This is a genomic window from Formosa bonchosmolovskayae (assembly GCF_051016085.1).
Lineage (GTDB): Bacteria > Bacteroidota > Bacteroidia > Flavobacteriales > Flavobacteriaceae > Formosa.
The window spans coordinates 270,467-292,751 of the sequence record NZ_CP174605.1 but is presented as its reverse complement, the minus strand read 5'-3'; the positions used below and the strand labels follow the sequence as shown (position 1 = coordinate 292,751).

At 34.9% G+C, this 22,285-nt stretch carries 19 protein-coding genes and 5 tRNA genes; 23 read left to right on the top strand and 1 reads right to left on the bottom strand.

Annotation, left to right across the window (positions count from 1 at the left end; translation table 11 throughout):
* Complete coding sequence (locus tag ACKC83_RS01030) at positions 1-396, bottom strand: DUF2721 domain-containing protein (protein ID WP_414035358.1); 396 nt, start codon at positions 394-396, stop codon at positions 1-3.
* 94 nt (positions 397-490) lie between these two features.
* Between ACKC83_RS01030 and ACKC83_RS01025 the strand changes: the two genes are divergently transcribed.
* The 23 genes from ACKC83_RS01025 to rpoC all read left to right on the top strand — a co-directional run bounded on the left by ACKC83_RS01025 (position 491) and on the right by rpoC (position 22,188).
* Positions 491-1,765, top strand: a complete 1,275-nt coding sequence (locus ACKC83_RS01025; RefSeq protein ID WP_434036715.1) for a DUF2851 family protein — start codon at positions 491-493, stop codon at positions 1,763-1,765.
* 12 nt (positions 1,766-1,777) lie between these two features.
* Positions 1,778-2,005: a PspC domain-containing protein gene (locus ACKC83_RS01020; protein WP_382384509.1), complete on the top strand. Its 228-nt coding sequence runs from the start codon at positions 1,778-1,780 to the stop codon at positions 2,003-2,005.
* Between the two features lie 114 nt (positions 2,006-2,119).
* A complete protein-coding gene (locus ACKC83_RS01015) occupies positions 2,120-3,748 on the top strand; it encodes an alanine/glycine:cation symporter family protein (protein WP_414035360.1) in 1,629 nt (542 codons plus the stop codon).
* A gap of 9 nt (positions 3,749-3,757) precedes the next feature.
* Positions 3,758-4,636 (top strand): ComEA family DNA-binding protein, encoded by an 879-nt coding sequence (locus ACKC83_RS01010; RefSeq protein WP_434036714.1) that lies wholly within the window; start codon positions 3,758-3,760, stop codon positions 4,634-4,636.
* Positions 4,637-4,667: 31 nt separating this feature from the next.
* Positions 4,668-5,834, top strand: coding sequence for an acyl-CoA dehydrogenase family protein (locus tag ACKC83_RS01005; protein ID WP_434036713.1), 1,167 nt, complete (start codon positions 4,668-4,670; stop codon positions 5,832-5,834).
* 100 nt (positions 5,835-5,934) lie between these two features.
* A complete protein-coding gene (locus ACKC83_RS01000; protein WP_434036712.1) occupies positions 5,935-7,356 on the top strand; it encodes a carboxypeptidase-like regulatory domain-containing protein in 1,422 nt (473 codons plus the stop codon).
* A gap of 96 nt (positions 7,357-7,452) precedes the next feature.
* A complete protein-coding gene (gene rpsU, locus ACKC83_RS00995) occupies positions 7,453-7,647 on the top strand; it encodes a 30S ribosomal protein S21 (protein WP_414035364.1) in 195 nt (64 codons plus the stop codon).
* A gap of 111 nt (positions 7,648-7,758) precedes the next feature.
* Complete coding sequence (locus ACKC83_RS00990; protein WP_434036711.1) at positions 7,759-8,649, top strand: tyrosine-type recombinase/integrase; 891 nt, start codon at positions 7,759-7,761, stop codon at positions 8,647-8,649.
* Positions 8,650-8,690: 41 nt separating this feature from the next.
* Positions 8,691-8,993 (top strand): ribosome hibernation-promoting factor, HPF/YfiA family, encoded by a 303-nt coding sequence (gene hpf / locus ACKC83_RS00985; RefSeq protein ID WP_382384502.1) that lies wholly within the window; start codon positions 8,691-8,693, stop codon positions 8,991-8,993.
* A 102-nt stretch (positions 8,994-9,095) separates the two neighbouring features.
* Positions 9,096-9,169 (top strand) — tRNA-Thr (locus tag ACKC83_RS00980).
* 33 nt (positions 9,170-9,202) lie between these two features.
* Positions 9,203-9,284: transfer RNA gene (locus ACKC83_RS00975), tRNA-Tyr, on the top strand.
* Between the two features lie 65 nt (positions 9,285-9,349).
* Positions 9,350-9,422: transfer RNA gene (locus ACKC83_RS00970), tRNA-Gly, on the top strand.
* 9 nt (positions 9,423-9,431) lie between these two features.
* Positions 9,432-9,503 (top strand) — tRNA-Thr (locus ACKC83_RS00965).
* A 63-nt stretch (positions 9,504-9,566) separates the two neighbouring features.
* The gene (gene tuf / locus ACKC83_RS00960; RefSeq protein ID WP_414035366.1) at positions 9,567-10,754 is read left to right on the top strand and encodes an elongation factor Tu; all 1,188 of its coding nucleotides are present in this window, start codon (positions 9,567-9,569) and stop codon (positions 10,752-10,754) included.
* Positions 10,755-10,815: 61 nt separating this feature from the next.
* Positions 10,816-10,888: transfer RNA gene (locus ACKC83_RS00955), tRNA-Trp, on the top strand.
* 21 nt (positions 10,889-10,909) lie between these two features.
* The gene (gene secE / locus ACKC83_RS00950; protein WP_382384500.1) at positions 10,910-11,104 is read left to right on the top strand and encodes a preprotein translocase subunit SecE; all 195 of its coding nucleotides are present in this window, start codon (positions 10,910-10,912) and stop codon (positions 11,102-11,104) included.
* A 20-nt stretch (positions 11,105-11,124) separates the two neighbouring features.
* Positions 11,125-11,679, top strand: coding sequence for a transcription termination/antitermination protein NusG (nusG, locus tag ACKC83_RS00945; RefSeq protein ID WP_414035367.1), 555 nt, complete (start codon positions 11,125-11,127; stop codon positions 11,677-11,679).
* A 73-nt stretch (positions 11,680-11,752) separates the two neighbouring features.
* Entirely contained in the window at positions 11,753-12,190 is a 438-nt protein-coding gene (gene rplK, locus ACKC83_RS00940; RefSeq protein ID WP_414035368.1) for a 50S ribosomal protein L11, read from the top strand.
* Between the two features lie 20 nt (positions 12,191-12,210).
* Positions 12,211-12,900 carry a 50S ribosomal protein L1 gene (gene rplA / locus ACKC83_RS00935; protein WP_414035369.1) on the top strand — a complete coding sequence of 230 codons (690 nt, stop codon included), beginning with the start codon at positions 12,211-12,213 and terminating at the stop codon, positions 12,898-12,900.
* A 19-nt stretch (positions 12,901-12,919) separates the two neighbouring features.
* Positions 12,920-13,441, top strand: a complete 522-nt coding sequence (rplJ, locus tag ACKC83_RS00930; protein ID WP_414035370.1) for a 50S ribosomal protein L10 — start codon at positions 12,920-12,922, stop codon at positions 13,439-13,441.
* A 62-nt stretch (positions 13,442-13,503) separates the two neighbouring features.
* Positions 13,504-13,875, top strand: coding sequence for a 50S ribosomal protein L7/L12 (gene rplL / locus ACKC83_RS00925; protein ID WP_382384495.1), 372 nt, complete (start codon positions 13,504-13,506; stop codon positions 13,873-13,875).
* A 124-nt stretch (positions 13,876-13,999) separates the two neighbouring features.
* On the top strand, positions 14,000-17,812 hold the full coding sequence (gene rpoB / locus ACKC83_RS00920) for a DNA-directed RNA polymerase subunit beta (protein WP_414035534.1): 3,813 nt from the start codon (positions 14,000-14,002) through the stop codon (positions 17,810-17,812).
* 71 nt (positions 17,813-17,883) lie between these two features.
* Positions 17,884-22,188: a DNA-directed RNA polymerase subunit beta' gene (rpoC, locus tag ACKC83_RS00915; RefSeq protein WP_434036710.1), complete on the top strand. Its 4,305-nt coding sequence runs from the start codon at positions 17,884-17,886 to the stop codon at positions 22,186-22,188.
* Positions 22,189-22,285: the final 97 nt, after the last annotated feature.

Here is a 22,285-nt window from a genome sequence, read left to right as displayed (position 1 = left end):
CTAACTATTCTCAATATCACTAATATGGTGTTCTAATGCTTTTACAGAAATTTGTATTTCCATTATTAGTAATCCTAAGGACACAATTAGTAGAATTAAAGCAATTCCAAATACCCAAATGGCTATAAATTGTTGATTAATGTAAATTAAAAACATGGTTAATACACACAGTAGTAAACTAGAAATTCCAGCAATTTGCATAGCACGGGTTAAGTAAAGTCGTTTCTTAATGTTCTTAATTTGTTTGATATAACGGTCGTCTGGGTTTTGTAAATATTTTGCATGTAAATCTCTTACAACGGCAGCGTAAGCCAAAAATCTGTTGGTATAGGCCAACATAATTAATGAAATTGCAGAGAATAATAGAGCAGGCGTATTTAAGGAGAGTTCGTTCATTGTCTAAATTTTACGTAAATTTAAGAAGTTAGTTCGTCTTTATCAGATTCTTGAAGAGAATTTGGAGGTTTAAATTGAAATTTTACATCTGTATATGCAAGAAGATTTTCTACATTATTTATGGAAGTATAAGAAATTCGATGACAGCGCTTTGCAAACTGTTAAGGGAGAAGCTATTCAATTAATTCAAGTAGGACGACATAATTTTAATTCTGGACCAGATTTTTTTAATGCACAACTTAATATAGATCATCAGCTATGGGCTGGAAATGTAGAAATACATATTAAGGCTTCAGACTGGTATGTACACCATCACGAAATAGATCCCGCTTACGATAATGTGATTCTTCATGTGGTTTGGGAACACGATGTTGATATTTTTAGAAAGGATAATTCTGAGATTCCTACATTAGAATTAAAAGATATTGTTTCTAAATCGGCACTAAAGGGATACCGTCAATTATTTTCTAAAACACAACGTTGGATTAATTGCGAAGATGATTTTTCTTTAATCGATGATTTTATACTTCAGAATTGGTTGGAGCGTTTGTTTTTTGAACGTTTAGAACGAAAATCTAATGACATAGAATTACTACTACAAGCGTCTAAACAAGACTGGGAAGCTGTACTTTTTAAATTATTAGCAAAGAATTTTGGTTTAAAGGTAAATGGCGATGCATTTTTTAGCTTGGCGTCTTCAATAGATTTTTCAATTATTCGAAAAATTCAAACAAAGGAGGAGTACCTCGAATCTGTATTGTTTGGACAAAGCGGTTTGTTGGAACCGGATGAAGAAGACGAATATTATATAGCGATGCAGAAAGACTATCGGTTTTTAAAGCAAAAATTTGGTTTAAGTCAGCATCATGTTGCACCATTACAATTTTTTAGGTTACGACCTCCAAATTTCCCTACCATTAGATTGTCGCAATTAGCCCAGGTCTATGTTAAAAATCAAAATTTATTTTCTAAAATTATTGAAGCAAGAACGGCTCAAGACTATTACGATTTATTTACAGTAACCACATCAAAATACTGGGAAACACACTACACATTTAAAAAATCGACCAAAAAGTTACACAAGACAACAACCCGTAATTTTATCGATCTCTTAATTATTAACACAATTATTCCGGTTAAATTTAGCTATTCTAAAATTTCAGGTAAAAATTATAATGAAGATTTAATGCAGTTGATAAACGAGTTAAATCCAGAACAAAATTCTATTGTTAAAAAGTTCGAAAGTTTAAGACCCATCTCAAAATCTGCTCTACAAACTCAGGGGCTAATTCAGTTAAAAAATGAATACTGTAATTATAAAAAATGCTTGCAATGTGCTGTAGGGAATACCATTTTAAACCGATTTTAGTTATATTGCAGCATGAAATTTTTTTATAAGATTTTACTTTACTTTCAAAAACGTGGTTTTTATGTTTGCCAACGAATCGCAGACCGGATTGGTTTACGGGCAAAAGTTGTAAGAACATCATTTATTTATCTCACGTTTGTAACCGTTGGATTTGGTTTTGCATTATATTTATTTCTTGCTTTTTGGATGCGTATTAAGGATATGCTCTATACCAAGCGAACATCGGTATTTGATTTGTAATTTAACACTAATATCATTTTAACAAGTTTCTCTTTAAATAATAGAATTTTTTTAGCAACTTGTGGGACTTTAATGGGTTCCCCACCCCAATATTAACTAACATTTAAAACAATTATGAAGAAGTATCTTCTTTCCATTTTTACAATTATCTTACCTATTTTAACATTTGCACAGCAAACAACATCAGAAAAAATTGATGTAATTTTTAAAGATTATACAGGCTGGTTTGTTGATGCCATTTTTTATGAAATTCCATTTACAGACACATTTCAATTACCTTGGGTATTAATAGTGTTGGTAGGAGGTGCAATTTATTTTACCGTATACTTTAAGTTTATAAATTTCACTGGGTTTAAGACGGCTTTAGATGTGGTTCAAGATAAATACCACGACATTGAAAAGCACGGTGCAGATACACTTTATGGTGATTCTACTCCAAATGAAGGTGAAAATATAATTGAAACGTTAAGAGACGATAGTGCAGAAGGAGAAGTGTCTCACTTTCAGGCATTAACTGCAGCCTTATCTGCAACTGTAGGATTAGGAAATATTGCAGGTGTAGCTGTGGCATTGTCTATTGGTGGACCAGGTGCTACATTTTGGATGATTGTTGCTGGTCTATTAGGTATGGCGTCTAAATTTGCAGAATGTACATTAGGTGTTAAATATCGTGATGTTGGTGAAGATGGAACCGTATATGGTGGTCCGATGTATTATCTAAAAAAGGGTCTTGGAGATAAAGGAAAAGGATACGGCGTTTTAGGAAAAGTACTTGCAGTACTTTTTGCCATATTTGTTATTGGAGGTTCGTTTGGTGGAGGAAACATGTTCCAAGCTAACCAAGCGGCAGCTCAATTTGTAAAATTAGCTGGGATCGAAAATTCTAACGGAGGTCTTTACTTCGGATTAGTAATGGCAGCGTTAGTTGCTGTTGTTATTATAGGAGGTATAAAAAGAATTGCTTCTGTTACGGAAAAAGTGGTTCCATTTATGGCTGGTATTTATGTGTTAGCCTCATTAATTATTTTAGGAGCGAATTACCAATACATTGGAGACGCTTTTATGCTTATTTACGAAGGTGCATTTTCTGGTTTAGGAATTGCCGGTGGTTTAGTAGGAGTTATGATTCAGGGTATTCGTCGTGGAGCATTCTCTAACGAAGCTGGTGTTGGGTCTGCAGCAATTGCACACTCGGCAGTACGTACAAAATATCCTGCAAGTGAAGGAATTGTTGCTTTATTAGAGCCGTTTGTAGATACAGTTGTAATTTGTACAATGACCGCTTTGGTTATCATTATTACAAATTTCGATGGTCAGTTTATGGAGTACGGAACTGAAATTACTGAAGGTGTAGAATTAACAGCAACGGCTTTCGATAGTGTGATTCCACATTTCTCTATTGTATTAACTATCGCTGTAATCTTATTCGCCTTTTCAACTATGATCTCTTGGTCGTATTACGGAATGCAAGGTTGGGTTTATCTTTTTGGAAAAAGTAAACTTGCAGATTTAACATATAAAGTATTATTCTTATTTTTCGTAGTTGTAGGAGCTTCAATTAGTTTAGGTGCGGTAATTAATTTCTCAGACGCCATGATTTTTGCTATGGTAGTACCTAACATTATTGGAGTGCTATTACTTACACCTGTTGTTAAGGTCGAATTAAATAAATATCTGAAAGCAATTGCTAAAAAAGAAGATGCCATAGAAGATGGTGCTACCGATTTTTCGGATCATATGTAATATACTATAATGAACATATTCAAATCCCATATCACGTTTAGTAAACAACAGCGATATGGGATTTTTTTATTGTTATTAATCATAGTTGTACTTCAGGGTGTATACTTTATCTGGGATAAAACAGAACCTATTCCAGAAATTCCTGAACAAGATTTAATCACTATTCAAAACGAAATAGATGCTCTTAAAGCTAAAGAGATTGAAAAGTCTAAGCCCAAACTGTATCCGTTTAATCCAAATTATATCACCGATTTTAAGGGCTATACACTTGGAATGACCAATGAAGAAATTGATAAGCTTCATAAGCATAGGAGTCAGGATAAATGGATTAATTCTGTTGCAGACTTTCAGAACGTAACGGGAGTATCAGATTCGCTATTAGGAGTGATCTCTCCATATTTTAAATTCCCTGATTGGGTAAACGAAAACACATCTAAGGCTAAAGTCTATAAACCTAAACACAATCGAGCATTAACTTTTAGTGAAAAGGCAGATTTAAATACAGCCACTGCATTACAGTTACAAGCAGTGTATGGTATAGGCGAAAAACTATCTCAGCGAATAATAGCACTTCGAAATTCTTTTGAAGGTGGTTTTATTTCCGACCTTCAACTTCAAGATGTGTACGGACTATCTCCAGAGGTAATTGAAAATTTAAAGCAGAAGTTTGCAGTTAAAACACCAAGAGTGGTCGAAAAGGTAAATTTGAATACAGCATCTACAAACGATTTGGTTCAAATACAACATATTGATTATCCGTTAGCTAAAGAAATTTTAGAGTACAGGACACTGCATGAAAGCTTTAAGGATTTAGATGAATTGTTGAAAGTAAAGGGTTTCCCGCTTCAGAAATTAGATATAATTAAACTATATTTGGCAATCAATTAATCCTGTAATCTGGGATTAAAACATATATTATATGAATACAATGTACTTCACGGAAGAACATGAGTTGTTTAGAAAAAGCTTGCAAGATTTCTTAAAAAAAGAAGTCGTTCCTCATATTGATAAATGGGAAGAAACGGGAACTATAGAGCGCTTCATTTGGAAGAAATTTGGAGATATGGGATTCTTCGGAATTAATTACCCAGAGGCTTATGGTGGTTTAGATTTAGACCTTTTTTATACGGTTATATTTTTAGAAGAGTTACAAAAAATAAATTCTTGTGGTTTTGCTGCTGCAATGTGGGCTCATGCGTATTTAGCTATGACGCATCTTAACAAAGAAGGAGACGAGGCTATAAAACAAAAGTATTTAGTACCAAGTATATCGGGAGACAAGATTGGTTGTCTGTGTATTAGTGAACCGTCTGCAGGAAGTGATGTGGCTGCAATGCGCACTACAGCAATTAAGAAGGGAGATACTTATGTTTTAAACGGATCGAAAACCTTTATTACTAATGGGGTTTATAGCGATTATTTAGTGGTGTCTGCAAAGACCAGCCAAGAAGAGTCACATAAGGCAATTAGTATTTTTGTAGTCGATAGAAATACGCCAGGTATTTCTGCAACCAAATTAAATAAATTAGGATGGAGAGCATCAGATACAGCAGAAATTGCTTTCGATAATGTTGTAATTCCAGCCTCTCAATTAATGGGAGAAGAAGGCAAAGGATTTCCTTATATTATGCAACATTTTGCTTTAGAGCGTTTAATTATGGGGGTAAATGCGCATGCTCGAGCAGAATATGCTTTGGAATACGCGCAACAATATATGAGTGAACGTACAGCATTTGGAAAAACGATAGATAAATTCCAAGCCTTACGCCATACGTTTGCCGATTTATACTCGGATATGATCCTTTGTAAAACCTTTAACTATGCTGTAACGTATAGATTAAATAAAGGTGAGTATGTGGTGAAAGAAGCAACTATTTCTAAATTGAAATCGACTAAAATGGCTGATGAAGTAATTTATCAATGTCTTCAGTTTTTAGGCGGATATGGTTATATGGAAGATTACCCACTAGCGCGATTATTACGTGATAGCCGTTTAGGACCTATAGGCGGAGGAACTTCAGAAATTTTGAAGGAAATTATTGCGAAGATGGTTTTAGATAAAAAAGATTATAAGCCGGTGACATAATTAGCTTATGGTTTAAAATAAGGTGTATTCTATTTGTATTTCAGAATGTACTTTAAACAATAAAATAACATAATAATGGTTAAATTATAAAGTATTGAATATGAATTTCATCAACAAAACATATAGTTTAACCATTTTAGTTTGTCTGTTTTTTTTCTCCACCTATGCACAGACAGAACTTAAAAATAAGATTGTAGATTTCTCTACAATGATTCCTATAGAAAGTGCGAGTATTTACATTAAAAATACAACCACAGGTACAATAAGTAATGCCGATGGAAAGTTTGTGCTATTGGTGCCTAGTTCCATGGAGAACGATACGCTTGTTATTTCATCTATTGGTTACAAAAGTTTTAAAGTACTAGTAAAAGATTTCGATAATTCTGAAGAGGTTTTTCTAGAAGAAGATATTGCGTCTTTAGACGAAGTATTACTAGTCGCAGATACACGACCAAAAAAAGGGAACGATATCGTACTTAAAATGATAAGCCGTTTACCAGACAACCTTCCTGACTTCCCATATTTAGAGAAAGGATTTTTAAGGCATAAAGAGCGTAATAAAAAGGAGTTTAAATGGTTAATAGAAAGTGCCATTACGCTGTACGATTCTAGTGCGCAATCTTCAGCTTCAGAAAATTTAAAAATTAATGTAGACGAGATGCGTAAGAGTTATGATTTGCGCGATGTAGATAGTTTACTTGCTTACACGGCCTATTTAAAGCAACACGGTAAGACAAATTTTCAAGCTAAGAATTTAAGACGAGATACTATTGCAACGGCTTCGTTGGTAAAAGCGATTAAGTGGAATGATATACGTACAAACGGACTCCAAAACTTTTTTGGTGGAAAATTAAATCTGCTTAGAAATACAAGAGGAGACCGCGCATTGTTTGGAGAAAAGGTCCTCGATTATCATCAATTTGAATTGGATACTGTTTTAGTAGATAACGAGCGCAAGATTTATAAGATTAAGATATCTAAAGGAGAGAGCAATATTAACCTAGAAACTAAAGGCATTTTTAATGCAGGCTATATTGCCGAAGGTTGGCTTTATGTGTATTGGGATACCTATGCCGTAAAGAAAATAGAATATACTTTAATTGCCGATTCTGAAGCTCAGAAAACCAGAAGTAGAATACTGTTCGATACGCAGGTTAATCATAAATTAGTGATTAATTATATAGAATACGACGGTAAGATGTATACCAATTACGTGTCTTACGAAACTCCTAAATTAGTAAATGTAGGATCTAAAACACCAAAATCGGACGATAAGTATGCAGAACAACGCGCCAAAGATGAACGGTATTATAAAACCATGCAAGAAATTTTGTTTACAGAAATTATATTAGACCCAGAAGAAATTCAATCTGCTTTAGATCGGGAGTGGAATTCCAATATATTCTCGATTAAGCCGTATAATAAGCGTTTCTGGGATAATTACAATACATTACTAGAGAGCGAAGAAGACGAAAAATTAATACTCGACTTAACTAAAAGATCATCTCTTTTTAAGGACTAAATCGTGCATTTAAAATATTTTTTATTTTTAATTGGATAATTTAATTTAATTTCTAAATTTGCACCCCGAATGCTAAAAGAGAGGAGGTTAAGGACTATGTTAAGAATACCAATTAAAGAAGGAGAAAATATAGATAGAGCGCTAAAGCGTTACAAGCGTAAGTTTGATAAGACTGGTACTAGACGTCAATTACAAGCACGTAAACAGTTTTTAAAACCTTCTGTCGAAAATAGAAGACAAATTCAAAAAGCACAGTATGTTCAAGGTTTAAGAGATCTAGAACAAATTTAAGCTTAAGAGTTATACATTAAAATCCTGCAAATGCAGGATTTTTTTTTGCGCTATATTTTACAACTTCCTGTGTTAAACTTCCTATATTAGCAGTAACCCAGATGTTAACTTATGATATTTTCTTCCTTTTTAGATTACTTGCTACTAGAGAAAAACTATTCCCCTTTAACGGTTAATGCGTATAAAAAGGACCTAAACGATTGTCTTAATTTTATAAACACCGAATATGAGCAAGATACGCTTGTGCATGTAAACTATTCTCAAATACGAAGATGGATTGTTGTTATGGTAGAAAGCGGGATGTCTAATCGAAGTATAAACCGGAAAATTTCAGCCTTAAACTCTTATTATAAGTTTTTAATGAAGGTTGGCGATCTCGATTCGAATCCTTTAGCAAAGCACAAAGCATTAAAGGTTAAAAAGAAAATACAGATACCGTTTTCTGAAAAAGAGATGAAAACTGTGCTGGACGATTTTCCTCACGAACACGATTTTGAAGGTTTAAGGAATCGATTAATCATAGAATTATTTTATTCTACAGGGATCCGCCGTATTGAGCTGGTACAATTGCAATTAACGGATTTTAACCTGTCTAATAAAACCTTAAAAGTTTTAGGTAAACGAAATAAGGAACGTTTGGTGCCTTTGTTACCTTCTGTTATAGAGGTGGTTACACAGTATTTAAAGGAGCGACAATCCCTAAGTCATATAACAGATACTACCTATATGTTTTTAACCCAAAAAGGCGTTAAAATTTACGAAACACTTGTTTACAGAATAATAAATAACTATTTTAGTTTAGCATCTTCAAAAGTGAAAAAGAGCCCACATATTTTAAGGCATTCTTTTGCAACACATTTACTCAATCAAGGTGCAGATTTGAATGCTGTAAAAGAACTCCTCGGGCACTCCAGTTTGGCTTCGACTCAGGTTTACACGCATAATAGTATAGCAGAATTAAAAAAAGTGTATTTAAATACGCATCCCAGGAATAAGAAATAGTACGAAACTACCTATTGTTTAATTATTAATATAGATTAAGTATGAAAGTAAACATTCAATCAGTTAATTTCAATGCAGACCAAACATTGATAGACTTTGTTCAGAAACGTATGGATAAGTTGGATCAATTTTATGATAAAGTAATAAGTTCCGATGTTTACTTAAAAGTGGAGAACACTAGCGAAAAGGAAAATAAGATATTCGAAGCTCGGGTAAATGTACCCGGTGATAGCATTGTTGTTAAAAAGCAATGTAAATCGTTCGAAGAGGGGGCAGATAGTGCCACAGCGTCCATAGAAAGACAGCTAAAAAAGCGTAAAGAAAAATTAAAATCATATTTATGATAAAATTAATTGTAAAAATGTTTTGAATAAAAGAATAAATATATACATTTGCAGTCCGTTAGAAATAGCGGACTTTTTTTGTGAAAAGAAAAAGTTTAAAAAGCCGATGTAGCTCAGCTGGCTAGAGCAGCTGATTTGTAATCAGCAGGTCGTGGGTTCGAGTCCCTCCATCGGCTCAAGTTCTTTTAAAGAGTGAATAATTTATAATTGGGGAGATACTCAAGCGGCCAACGAGGGCAGACTGTAAATCTGCTGACTACGTCTTCGCAGGTTCGAATCCTGCTCTCCCCACATTATTTTTATAATGGAAACATTGTAAAGCTGGTGGTAATTATAGATACAGGAATTAAAATAATGCGAGAGTAGCTCAGTTGGTAGAGCGTCAGCCTTCCAAGCTGAATGTCGCCGGTTCGAACCCGGTCTCTCGCTCAATTTTAAGCCGGTGTAGCTCAGGGGTAGAGCGTTTCCTTGGTAAGGAAGAGGTCACGGGTTCAATTCCCGTCATTGGCTCTATAGAAGCATAAAGTAGAATACACTAATATTATTATATAACTAAGATTAAATTTTTAAAACATGGCAAAGGCAACTTTTGATCGTTCCAAACCACACTTAAATATAGGTACAATTGGACACGTAGATCACGGTAAAACAACATTAACTGCTGCTATTACTACTGTACTAGCTGCTGCAGGACTTTCAGAAGTAAAGAACTTCGATCAGATTGACAACGCTCCAGAAGAAAAAGAAAGAGGTATTACTATTAATACATCTCACGTAGAGTATCAAACAGCTAACCGTCACTACGCTCACGTTGACTGTCCAGGTCACGCGGATTACGTAAAGAACATGGTAACTGGTGCTGCTCAAATGGATGGTGCAATTTTAGTAGTTGCTGCAACTGACGGACCAATGCCTCAAACTAGAGAGCACATCTTATTAGGTAAACAAGTAGGTATTCCATCTATCGTTGTTTTCATGAATAAGGTAGATTTAGTTGATGATGAAGAATTATTAGAATTAGTTGAAATGGAAGTTAGAGATTTACTTTCTTTCTATGACTATGATGGTGATAACGGACCTGTAATTGCTGGATCTGCTTTAGGTGGATTAAACGGTGATGCTAAATGGTCTGAGAAGATTTTAGAATTAATGGAAGCTTGTGATACTTGGATTAAAGAGCCTTTAAGAGAAGTAGATAAAGATTTCTTAATGCCTATCGAAGACGTATTTTCTATTACAGGTCGTGGTACAGTAGCAACTGGACGTATCGAAACTGGAGTAGCAAAAACTGGAGATCCTGTTGAAATTATTGGTATGGGTGCTGAAAAGTTAACTTCTACTATTACAGGTATCGAAATGTTCCGTCAAATCTTAGATAGAGGTGAAGCAGGAGATAACGCAGGTATCTTATTAAGAGGTATTGCTAAAGAAGATATTAAAAGAGGAATGGTTATTACTAAGCCAGGATCTGTAACTCCACACGCTAAATTCAAAGCAGAAGTTTATGTTTTGAAAAAAGAAGAAGGTGGACGTCACACTCCATTCCACAACAACTACCGTCCACAGTTTTACGTACGTACAACTGACGTAACAGGTACTATTAACTTACCTGAAGGAGTTGAAATGGTAATGCCAGGAGATAACTTAACAATTACTGTAGACTTACACCAACCAATCGCAATGAATGTTGGTTTACGTTTCGCTATCCGTGAAGGAGGTAGAACTGTAGGTGCAGGACAAGTAACTGAAATTTTAGACTAAGTTTAAGTTTAATGTAATAAAAGGTTAAGGTGTTTCTTATTTGAAATACCTTGACTTTTATACGGGCGTAGCTCAGTTGGTAGAGCACTGGTCTCCAAAACCAGGTGTCGTGAGTTCGAGTCTCTCCGCCCGTGCTAATAAAGTTTTGAAAAATAATGGCTGGATTTGTAAATTACGTAAAAGAATCATTCGGAGAGTTAAAGCATAATGTAACTTGGCCTACAATGGCAGAAGCACAAAGCTTAACTATTTTGGTAGCTGTATTCTCTACATTGTTCTCTTTAGCAGTATGGGGAGTTGATACAGTATTCAGCAAAGTCATATCATATTACTTTCATTTAATCAACTAGAAAAAATAAAATAACTTTTTATGTCTGAAGGAAGTGCGAAAAAATGGTATGTTGTTAGAGCTGTAAGTGGTCAAGAAAATAAGATTAAAGCCTATATCGAGAATGAAATTGCTCGTTTAGGAATGCAAGATTATGTAGATCAAGTACTGGTTCCTACAGAAAAAGTAATTCAAATCCGTAATGGAAAGAAAATAAACAAAGAAAAAGTTTATTTTCCTGGTTACATTATGGTTCAAGCCAATTTAACAGGAGAAGTACCTCACATTATAAGATCGGTTACTAACGTAATTGGTTTTTTAGGTGAAACAAAAGGAGGAGATCCAGTGCCGTTAAGACAGTCTGAAGTAAACAGAATGTTAGGTAAAGTAGATGAATTAACAGTAGATACTGAAACTACAGTTGCTATCCCTTACAATATTGGAGATACTGTAAAAGTTATCGATGGACCATTCAATGGATTTGATGGTACTATTGAAAAGATAAATGAAGAAAAGCGTAAGCTAGAAGTAATGGTTAAGATTTTTGGAAGAAAGACACCATTAGAGTTAAGCTATATGCAAGTTGATAAAGTATAATAATTGTTACAAAGATACCGGTGTGTTATACAGCTTCCAATTGTAGAAGCGCATCAAAATTAAATTATTAAAAATGGCAAAAGAATTAGGTAAAGTAGTTAAGTTACAAGTTCGGGGAGGTGCAGCGAATCCGTCGCCACCGGTTGGACCCGCTTTAGGAGCTGCAGGTGTTAACATCATGGAGTTCTGTAAGCAATTCAATGCTAGAACGCAAGACAAAGCTGGTAAAGTATTACCAGTTGTGATCTCTGTTTACAAAGACAAATCATTCGATTTCGTCATCAAAACACCACCAGCGGCAGTTCAGTTATTAGAAGCAACCAAGTTGAAGAAGGGTTCAGGTGAACCAAACCGAAAAAAAGTAGCTAAAGTTTCATGGGATCAGATTAGAACGATTGCTGAAGATAAAATGCAAGATTTAAATGCATTTGAAATCGCATCAGCTATGAAAATGATCGCAGGTACCGCAAGGTCTATGGGAATTACCGTAACCGGAAACGCGCCAAATTAATCTAGAAAAAGAAACTTAAAATGGCAAGATTAGCAAAAAAGCAAAAAGAAGCTGTAGCAAAAATCGAAAAGGGTAAATTTTACTCTGTAAGTGAAGCTTCAGCATTAGTAAAAGATATAACAAATGCAAAATTTGATGCGTCTGTAGATATCGCTGTTCGTTTAGGAGTAGATCCTAGAAAAGCAAACCAAATGGTAAGAGGTGTAGTATCTCTTCCACATGGTACAGGTAAAGACGTAAAAGTTTTAGCATTAGTAACTCCAGACAAAGAAGCGGAAGCTAAAGAAGCTGGTGCAGATTACGTAGGTTTAGACGAATTTCTTGATAAAATTAAGAGTGGTTGGACAGACGTAGATGTAATTATTACTATGCCAAGTGTAATGGGTAAATTAGGACCATTAGGACGTATTTTAGGACCTAGAGGATTAATGCCTAACCCAAAGACTGGTACAGTAACTATGGATGTTGCAAAAGCAGTAACAGAAGTTAAAGCTGGTAAAATTGACTTTAAAGTTGATAAAACTGGTATCGTTCATGCCGCTGTAGGTAAAGTATCTTTTAGCCCTGAGCAAATTGCAGGAAACGTAAACGAATTATTATCAACATTAATGAAATTAAAGCCAACTGCGGCTAAAGGAACTTATGTAAAGAGTATCTTTATGTCTAGTACTATGAGTCCTAGTATTGCTGTTGACTCTAAAATTGGTTAATTAGTTAAAAACTTTTATTATGACAAGAGAAGAAAAATCACAAGTAATCGAAGAATTAACTGGACAATTAGCCGATAATGCAAATATCTACATAGCAGATATTTCTGGATTAAACGCAGCTAAAACTTCAGACTTACGTCGCGCTTGTTTTAAAGCTAATATTAAATTAGCAATAGTAAAAAATACATTACTTGAAAAAGCAATGGAAGCTTCAGATAGAGAATTTGGAGATTTACCATCTGTTTTAAAAGGTAACACTTCTGTAATGTATTCAGAAACTGGAAACGCTCCAGCTAAAGTAATAAAAGATTTCAGAAAAAAATCTGATAAGCCTTTATTAAAAGGTGCTTTTATTGAAGAAGCTGTTTATATTGGAGACGACCAATTAGATGCCTTAGTAGATATCAAGTCTCGTGAAGAGTTACTTGGAGATATCATTGGATTATTACAATCTCCAGCTAAGAATGTTGTTTCTGCACTTAAATCAAGTGGAGGAAAACTTGCAGGTATCTTAAAAACATTATCCGAAAAAGAAGGATAGTATTAAATAGTACGCATTATTACACACACATATTATATTAAAATTTATTAAAACGATAGAAAATGGCAGATTTAAAAGATTTCGCAGAACAATTAGTTAACTTAACAGTAAAAGAAGTTAATGAATTAGCAACTATATTAAAAGATGAGTACGGTATTGAGCCTGCTGCTGCTGCTGCTGTAGCTGTTGCTGGACCTGCTGCAGGTGAAGCTGCTGAAGAGCAAACTGAATTTGATGTTATCTTAAAAGCCGCTGGTGGTTCTAAATTAGCAGTTGTAAAATTAGTTAAAGAATTAACTGGATTAGGTTTAAAAGAAGCTAAAGGTTTAGTTGATGATGCACCAAGTGCAATCAAAGAAGCTGTATCTAAAGACGAAGCAGAAGCTTTAAAAGCGTCATTAGAAGAAGCTGGAGCTGAGGTTGAGCTTAAGTAAGCTTACTTATCAAACAACATAAAGGTTTAGGTCTGGAGTAGTACTCTAAGACCTAAACCATTTTTGCGTATATATCATTTAGATACGCCACCAATATTATTTTTAATCAAAATTTCGTCCATTGATGTTAGAAACACAAGCTGAAAGATTAAATTTCTCGTCTATTATTAATAGAACAGATTATCCAGATTTCTTGGATATTCAGATTAAATCCTTTCAGGATTTTTTCCAACTAGAGACCAAATCTGAAGAAAGAGGTAATGAAGGTTTATATAACACCTTCATGGAGAATTTCCCAATAACAGACACTCGTAATCAATTTGTTTTAGAATTTTTAGATTACTTTGTTGATCCACCTAGATATTCTTTAGAAGAATGTATAGAAAGAGGATTAACTTACAGTGTTCCACTTAAAGCCAGGTTAAAACTTTATTGTACAGACCCTGAACATGAGGATTTCGAGACTATTGTTCAAGATGTGTATTTAGGTACTATACCTTATATGACTCCAAGTGGTACTTTCTGTATTAACGGTGCAGAGCGTGTTGTGGTTTCTCAATTACACCGTTCTCCAGGGGTATTCTTTGGTCAATCATTCCACGCGAATGGAACTAAGTTATATTCAGCTAGAGTTATTCCTTTTAAAGGTTCTTGGATTGAATTCGCTACAGACATTAACAGTGTAATGTATGCGTATATCGATCGTAAGAAAAAGTTACCTGTAACGACATTATTTAGGGCTATTGGTTTTGAACGTGATAAAGATATTCTTGAAATCTTCGATCTTGCTGAAGAGGTTAAAGTATCTAAATCTGGTTTAAAAAAATACCAAGGTCGTAAGTTAGCAGCTCGTGTACTTAATACGTGGCACGAAGATTTCGTGGATGAAGATACTGGTGAAGTAGTTTCTATTGAACGTAATGAAATTGTATTAGATCGTGATACAGTATTAGATAAAGATAATATTGAAGAAATTCTTGAAGCGAATGTAAAGACTGTCCTTTTACATAAAGAAAGCGCTCAACAAGGAGATTACGCAATTATCCATAACACGCTTCAAAAAGATCCAACAAACTCTGAAAAAGAAGCTGTTGAACATATTTACCGTCAATTACGTAATGCTGAGCCGCCAGATGAGGAGACAGCAAGAGGTATTATTGACAAATTATTCTTCTCGGACCAACGTTACTCTTTAGGAGAAGTTGGACGTTATAGAATGAACAAAAAATTACAGTTGGATATCGGTATGGATAAGCAAGTGCTTACCAAAGAAGATATCATAACTATCATAAAATATTTAATCGAGCTTATCAATTCAAAAGCAGAGATTGATGATATTGACCACTTATCTAACCGTCGTGTACGTACAGTAGGTGAACAATTATCTTCTCAATTTGGTGTTGGTTTAGCACGTATGGCCCGTACTATTCGTGAGCGTATGAATGTACGTGATAACGAAGTATTTACACCTATAGATTTAATTAATGCAAAGACCTTATCTTCTGTTATTAATTCTTTCTTTGGTACGAACCAGCTATCTCAATTTATGGATCAAACGAATCCTCTTGCAGAGATTACGCATAAGCGTCGTCTTTCAGCATTAGGACCAGGTGGTTTATCTAGAGAAAGAGCAGGATTCGAGGTACGTGACGTTCACTATACACATTACGGTCGTCTTTGTCCGATTGAAACTCCTGAAGGTCCAAACATTGGATTAATTTCTTCACTTTCTGTTTATGCAAAAGTGAATTCAATGGGATTCATCGAGACACCTTATAGACCTGTAACAGATGGTGTAGTAGATATCGTAAATCCTCCAGTATATTTAAGTGCTGAAGAGGAAGAAGAAAAATTAATTGCACAGGCAACTGTAAAAATTGATGAAAATGCTAGAATTATTCATGATAAGGTAATTGCCCGAATGGAAGGTGATTTCCCTGTTATTGAACCAACAGCACTTCATTATACAGATGTTGCACCAAACCAAATTTCGTCTATCTCGGCTTCGTTAATTCCGTTCTTAGAACATGATGATGCCAACCGAGCATTGATGGGATCTAACATGATGCGTCAGGCAGTACCTTTATTAAGAGTTGATTCTCCAATTGTAGGAACAGGTTTAGAACGTCAGGTTGCTAAAGATTCTCGTGTATTAATAAACGCAGAGCGTGAAGGTACTGTAGAGTATGTAGATGCTAACGAAATTACTATTCGTTACGACCGTACGGAAGATGAAGCAGCGGTTAGTTTTGATGCTGAAACTAAAACATATCCTTTAGTTAAGTTTAGAAAAACCAACCAAGGGACATCTATCAACCTAAAGCCAATTGTAAGCAAAGGTGATAGAGTAGAACAAGGTCAGGTGTTATGTCAAGGTTATGCAACCGAAAAAGGGGAATTAGCTTTAGGTAGAAACATGAAAGTAGCCTTTATGCCTTGGAAAGGGTATAACTTCGAGGATGCGATTGTGATTTCTGAAAAAGTGGTTCGTGAAGATATCTTTACATCGATTCATATCGATGAGTATTCTTTAGATGTTCGTGATACAAAATTAGGTAACGAAGAGTTAACTAACGATATCCCTAACGTTTCTGAAGAAGCAACTAAAGATCTTGACGAAAACGGAATGATCCGTATTGGAGCAGAAGTGAAGCCTGGAGATATTCTTATTGGTAAGATTACTCCTAAAGGTGAATCTGATCCAACTCCTGAAGAGAAATTATTACGTGCTATTTTTGGTGATAAAGCAGGTGATGTTAAAGATGCATCATTAAAAGCTTCTCCATCATTAAATGGTGTAGTAATTGGTAAAAAATTATTTGCTCGTGCGGTTAAAGATAAGCGTAAGAGAGCTAAAGATAAAGAAGATATTTCGCAATTAGAAGCGGTTTATTACACAAAGTTCGAAGAACTTAAAACGGTATTAATCGATAAATTATTTGCTTTAGTAGGTGGTAAAACAGCTCAAGGTATCTTTAACGATTTAGGTGAAGAAGTTTTACCAAAAGGTAAAAAATACACACTTAAAATGTTAAACTCTGTTGAAGATTATACACACTTAACATCTGGTGTGTGGACAACAGACGACCATATTAATAAATTAGTTGCAGATTTAATTCACAACTACAAGATTAAAGAAAACGACTTACAAGGGTCTTTAAGACGTGAGAAGTTTACTATTTCTGTAGGGGACGAGTTACCAGCAGGTATTATTAAATTGGCTAAAGTTTACATCGCTAAAAAACGTAAACTAAAAGTAGGGGATAAAATGGCAGGACGTCACGGTAACAAAGGTATTGTTGCTCGTATCGTTCGTCAGGAAGATATGCCTTTCTTAGAAGACGGAACACCTGTAGATATCGTATTGAATCCACTTGGGGTACCATCTCGTATGAACATCGGACAAATTTATGAAACTGTTCTTGGTTGGGCAGGTCAGAAATTAGGTCAGAAGTATGCCACACCAATTTTTGATGGAGCAACTATTGAACAAATTACTGAATTAACAAATAAAGCCGGAGTTCCTGAGTTTGGACATACATATTTATATGATGGTGGAACGGGTCAACGTTTTGATCAAAAAGCAACCGTTGGAGTTATTTATATGATTAAGTTAGGTCATATGATTGACGATAAGATGCACGCACGTTCTATCGGACCATACTCTTTAATTACACAACAACCATTAGGTGGTAAAGCACAATTTGGAGGTCAGCGTTTTGGAGAGATGGAAGTATGGGCATTAGAAGCATACGGTGCTTCAGCTATTCTAAGAGAAATATTGACAGTTAAATCTGATGATGTAATTGGTAGAGCTAAGACTTACGAGGCAATCGTAAAAGGAGAGCAAATGCCAGAACCTGGATTACCAGAATCATTCAACGTACTTATGCACGAATTGAAAGGTTTAGGACTAGACATTAGATTAGAGGAATAATATATTGTCCATCAGGTTTATTTTAAACCTGATGGACTAAGTTTACAAATAATTCGATATCACCATATATTATGGCAAGAAAACAAGATAATAATACAATAAAGAGGTTTAATAAAATCTCAATTGGTTTGGCATCACCAGAGTCTATTTTAGCAGAGTCTAAAGGGGAAGTGCTTAAGCCAGAAACTATCAATTATCGAACTCATAAACCTGAAAGAGATGGTTTATTCTGTGAGCGTATCTTTGGTCCTGTAAAAGACTACGAATGTGCTTGTGGTAAATATAAAAGAATACGTTATAAAGGTATAGTATGTGACCGTTGTGGTGTAGAAGTAACAGAAAAGAAAGTACGTCGTGATAGAGTAGGACACATTAATCTTGTTGTTCCTGTAGCTCACATCTGGTACTTCCGTTCTTTACCAAATAAAATAGGATATTTATTAGGATTACCATCTAAGAAATTGGACATGATTATTTACTACGAACGTTATGTAGTAATTCAGCCTGGTAATGCTAAAAATGAAGAAGGAGAGCCATTACAAAAAATGGATTTCTTAACTGAAGAAGAGTATTTAAATGTATTAGAATCTCTTCCTCAGGATAACCAATATTTAGACGATACAGACCCAAATAAATTCCTAGCGAAAATGGGTGCTGAGTGTTTAATCGATCTTTTAGCACGTATAGATTTAGATGAATTATCTTATCAATTACGTCATAAAGCCAATACAGAAACGTCTAAGCAACGTAAAACGGAAGCGTTAAAACGTTTACAAGTTGTTGAAGCATTACGTGAATCTAACTTAAACAGAGAGAATCGTCCAGAATGGATGATCATGAAAGTGATCCCTGTAATTCCACCAGAATTACGTCCGTTAGTGCCTTTAGATGGTGGTCGTTTTGCGACTTCAGATTTAAATGATTTATACCGTCGTGTAATTATCCGTAACAACCGTTTAAAGCGTCTTGTTGAGATAAAAGCACCAGAGGTTATTTTACGTAACGAAAAACGTATGTTACAGGAATCTGTAGATTCGTTATTTGATAATACACGTAAAGCATCAGCGGTAAAAACAGATTCTAACAGACCTTTAAAATCTTTATCAGATTCATTAAAAGGTAAGCAAGGTCGTTTCCGTCAGAACTTATTAGGGAAACGTGTCGATTATTCTGCACGTTCTGTAATTGTTGTTGGACCGGAATTAAGATTATTCGAATGTGGTTTACCTAAAACCATGGCAGCCGAGCTTTACAAACCTTTTGTAATTAGAAAATTAATTGAAAGAGGTATTGTAAAAACTGTAAAATCTGCAAAGAAAATTATAGATAAAAAAGAGCCTGTAGTTTGGGATATCTTGGAAAATGTTCTTAAAGGACATCCAGTATTACTAAACCGTGCTCCTACATTACACCGTTTAGGTATACAAGCTTTCCAACCAAAATTAATCGAAGGAAAGGCAATTCAATTACACCCATTAGTGTGTACTGCCTTTAACGCCGATTTCGATGGTGACCAGATGGCTGTGCATTTACCATTAGGACCAGAAGCTATTCTTGAAGCGCAAATGTTATTATTAGCGTCTCACAGTATTTTGAATCCTGCCAATGGTTCGCCAGTAACTGTACCTTCTCAGGATATGGTACTTGGTCTGTACTATATGACCAAATTACGTACTTCTACTCCAGAAGTGCCAATAAAAGGTGAAGGTTTAACATTCTATTCTCCAGAAGAAGTAGTTATTGCTTTTAACGAGAAACGTGTAGACTTAAATGCGGGTATAAAAGTAAGAACATACGATTTTAACGAAGCAGGAGAAATTGTATTACAAATTATTGAAACTACTGTAGGTCGTGTTTTATTTAACGATAAAGTACCTCACGCAGCTGGATATATAAACCAAGTTTTAACTAAAAAATCGTTAAGAGATATTATTGGTAATATCTTAAGGTTAACTTCTGTTCCAGAAACAGCTGATTTCCTTGATGCGATTAAAACTTTAGGTTACATGTTTGCATTCCAAGGTGGACTATCATTTAGTTTAGGTGATATTATTATCCCACCAGAGAAGCAAGGTATGATTGATAAAGCCAATACGCTTGTCGATGGTATTATGGGTAACTATAACATGGGACTTATTACCAACAACGAACGTTATAACCAAGTTATTGATATTTGGACGTCTACAAATGCTGAATTGACAGAATTGTCTATGAAACGTATTCGTGAAGACCAACAAGGATTTAACTCGGTGTTTATGATGCTTGATTCTGGAGCCCGTGGATCTAAAGAACAGATTCGTCAGCTTACAGGTATGCGTGGATTAATGGCGAAACCTAAAAAATCGAATGCAGGTGGAGGGGAAATTATTGAAAACCCGATTCTTTCTAACTTTAAGGAAGGTCTTTCAATTTTAGAATACTTTATTTCTACTCACGGTGCGCGTAAAGGTCTTGCCGATACCGCTCTTAAAACTGCCGATGCGGGTTACTTAACTCGTCGTTTGGTAGATGTATCTCAAGATGTTATTGTAAACAGTGAAGACTGTGGTACATTAAGAGGTGTAGATGTATCTGCATTAAAGAAAAATGATGAAGTTGTAGAATCTCTTGGAGAACGCGTAATTGGACGTGTTTCTTTACACGATGTTTACAACCCATTAACTGAAGAATTATTAGTTTCTGAAGGCGAATTAATCGATGATGCTGTAGCAGATAAAATTAATCAGTCACCATTAGATAGTGTAGAAGTACGTTCTGCATTAACTTGTGAGGCTAAGAAAGGTATCTGTGCTAAATGTTACGGTCGTAACCTTGCAACCAATAAAATGGTTCAGTTAGGTGAAGCTGTTGGTGTTGTTGCAGCACAATCTATTGGAGAACCAGGAACACAGTTAACACTACGTACTTTCCACGTTGGAGGTATTGCAGGTAACATTTCAGAAGACAATAAACTTATTGTTAAGTTTGCTGGAGTTGCAGAAATCGAAGACCTTAAAACAGTTAAAGGTGTCGATGGAGAAGGAAATGCAATTGATATTGTAATTTCTAGAACTTCAGAATTAAAACTTATCGATAAGAAAACAGGAATCACTTTAAGTACCAACAATATACCTTACGGTTCTACGATCTTTATAGATAATGGTGCAGAACTTTCTAAAGGCGATGTGGTTTGTCAGTGGGATCCATATAACGGTGTAATTATTTCGGAATTTGCTGGTAAAGTACGTTACGAAAACATCGAGCAAGGTGTTACTTATCAAGTAGAAATTGATGAGCAAACAGGATTCCAAGAAAAAGTAATTTCTGAATCTAGAAACAAAAAATTAATTCCAACACTTCATGTCGATGATGCTAAAGGAAATCCAATACGTTCTTACAACTTACCAGTTGGAGCGCATTTAATGATTGACGATGGTGATAAGATTGGAGTTGGTAAAATTTTAGTGAAAATTCCTCGTAAATCTGCAAAAGCAGGGGATATTACAGGAGGTTTACCTCGTGTTACCGAATTATTCGAAGCACGTAACCCTTCTAACCCAGCAGTTGTAAGTGCTATTGATGGAGTTGTAACTTTTGGTAAAATTAAGCGTGGTAACCGTGAAATTATAGTAGAATCTAAATTAGGAGATATTAAGAAATACCTAGTTAAATTATCTAATCAGATCTTAGTACAAGAGAATGATTTCGTAAAAGCAGGTATGCCTCTTTCTGATGGTTCTATTACACCAAACGATATATTAAATATTAAAGGCCCTTCAGCTGTACAACAGTACTTAGTGAACGAAGTTCAAGAAGTATACCGTTTACAAGGGGTGAAAATTAACGATAAGCACTTCGAAGTTGTTGTAAGACAAATGATGCGTAAAGTGAGAATTATCGACTCTGGAGATACTATCTTCTTAGAAGATCAATTAGCACATAAAGCTGACTTTATTGAAGAAAACGATAAAATCTTCGGATTAAAAATTGTTGAAAGTGCAGGTGATTCTAAAAACCTTAAAGAAGGACAGTTAATTTCTGCCTTTCAATTAAGAGACGAGAATTCATCACTACGTCGTGAAGATAAAGAAATTGTAACTGCTAGAGATGCACAGCCAGCAACGGCTACGCCAATCTTACAAGGTATTACAAGAGCGTCACTTCAGACTAAATCGTTTATCTCTGCAGCATCGTTCCAAGAAACAACTAAGGTTCTTAACGAAGCAGCTGTAGCTGGTAAAATTGATACGCTTGAAGGTCTTAAAGAAAATGTTATTGTAGGACACAAAATTCCAGCTGGTACTGGTATGCGTAAATACGATCATATTATCGTTGGATCTAAAGAAGAGTTTGACGAAATGATGTTAGCTAAAAAACAAGAAGTAAATTTTAACTAATAAAAATGGTCTCGAGTAATCGGGACTATTTTTATCCCAACGCAGGTTGGGTTTCTTAAATATTTTAAAATCCTGCCCAATCTAATTGAGCGGGATT

Coding starts and splice junctions, on each gene's coding strand:
- rplJ (WP_414035370.1), top strand. CDS start 12,920: ATGACAAGAGAAGAAAAATCACAAGTAATCGAAGAATTAACTGGACAA.
- rplK (WP_414035368.1), top strand. CDS start 11,753: ATGGCAAAAGAATTAGGTAAAGTAGTTAAGTTACAAGTTCGGGGAGGT.
- rpsU (WP_414035364.1), top strand. CDS start 7,453: ATGTTAAGAATACCAATTAAAGAAGGAGAAAATATAGATAGAGCGCTA.
- rplA (WP_414035369.1), top strand. CDS start 12,211: ATGGCAAGATTAGCAAAAAAGCAAAAAGAAGCTGTAGCAAAAATCGAA.
- rpoB (WP_414035534.1), top strand. CDS start 14,000: ATGTTAGAAACACAAGCTGAAAGATTAAATTTCTCGTCTATTATTAAT.
- ACKC83_RS01010 (WP_434036714.1), top strand. CDS start 3,758: ATGAACATATTCAAATCCCATATCACGTTTAGTAAACAACAGCGATAT.
- ACKC83_RS01030 (WP_414035358.1), bottom strand. CDS start 396: ATGAACGAACTCTCCTTAAATACGCCTGCTCTATTATTCTCTGCAATT.
- ACKC83_RS01015 (WP_414035360.1), top strand. CDS start 2,120: ATGAAGAAGTATCTTCTTTCCATTTTTACAATTATCTTACCTATTTTA.
- ACKC83_RS00990 (WP_434036711.1), top strand. CDS start 7,759: ATGATATTTTCTTCCTTTTTAGATTACTTGCTACTAGAGAAAAACTAT.
- hpf (WP_382384502.1), top strand. CDS start 8,691: ATGAAAGTAAACATTCAATCAGTTAATTTCAATGCAGACCAAACATTG.
- rpoC (WP_434036710.1), top strand. CDS start 17,884: ATGGCAAGAAAACAAGATAATAATACAATAAAGAGGTTTAATAAAATC.
- secE (WP_382384500.1), top strand. CDS start 10,910: ATGGCTGGATTTGTAAATTACGTAAAAGAATCATTCGGAGAGTTAAAG.
- nusG (WP_414035367.1), top strand. CDS start 11,125: ATGTCTGAAGGAAGTGCGAAAAAATGGTATGTTGTTAGAGCTGTAAGT.
- ACKC83_RS01025 (WP_434036715.1), top strand. CDS start 491: ATGCAAGAAGATTTTCTACATTATTTATGGAAGTATAAGAAATTCGAT.
- ACKC83_RS01020 (WP_382384509.1), top strand. CDS start 1,778: ATGAAATTTTTTTATAAGATTTTACTTTACTTTCAAAAACGTGGTTTT.
- ACKC83_RS01005 (WP_434036713.1), top strand. CDS start 4,668: ATGAATACAATGTACTTCACGGAAGAACATGAGTTGTTTAGAAAAAGC.
- ACKC83_RS01000 (WP_434036712.1), top strand. CDS start 5,935: ATGAATTTCATCAACAAAACATATAGTTTAACCATTTTAGTTTGTCTG.
- tuf (WP_414035366.1), top strand. CDS start 9,567: ATGGCAAAGGCAACTTTTGATCGTTCCAAACCACACTTAAATATAGGT.
- rplL (WP_382384495.1), top strand. CDS start 13,504: ATGGCAGATTTAAAAGATTTCGCAGAACAATTAGTTAACTTAACAGTA.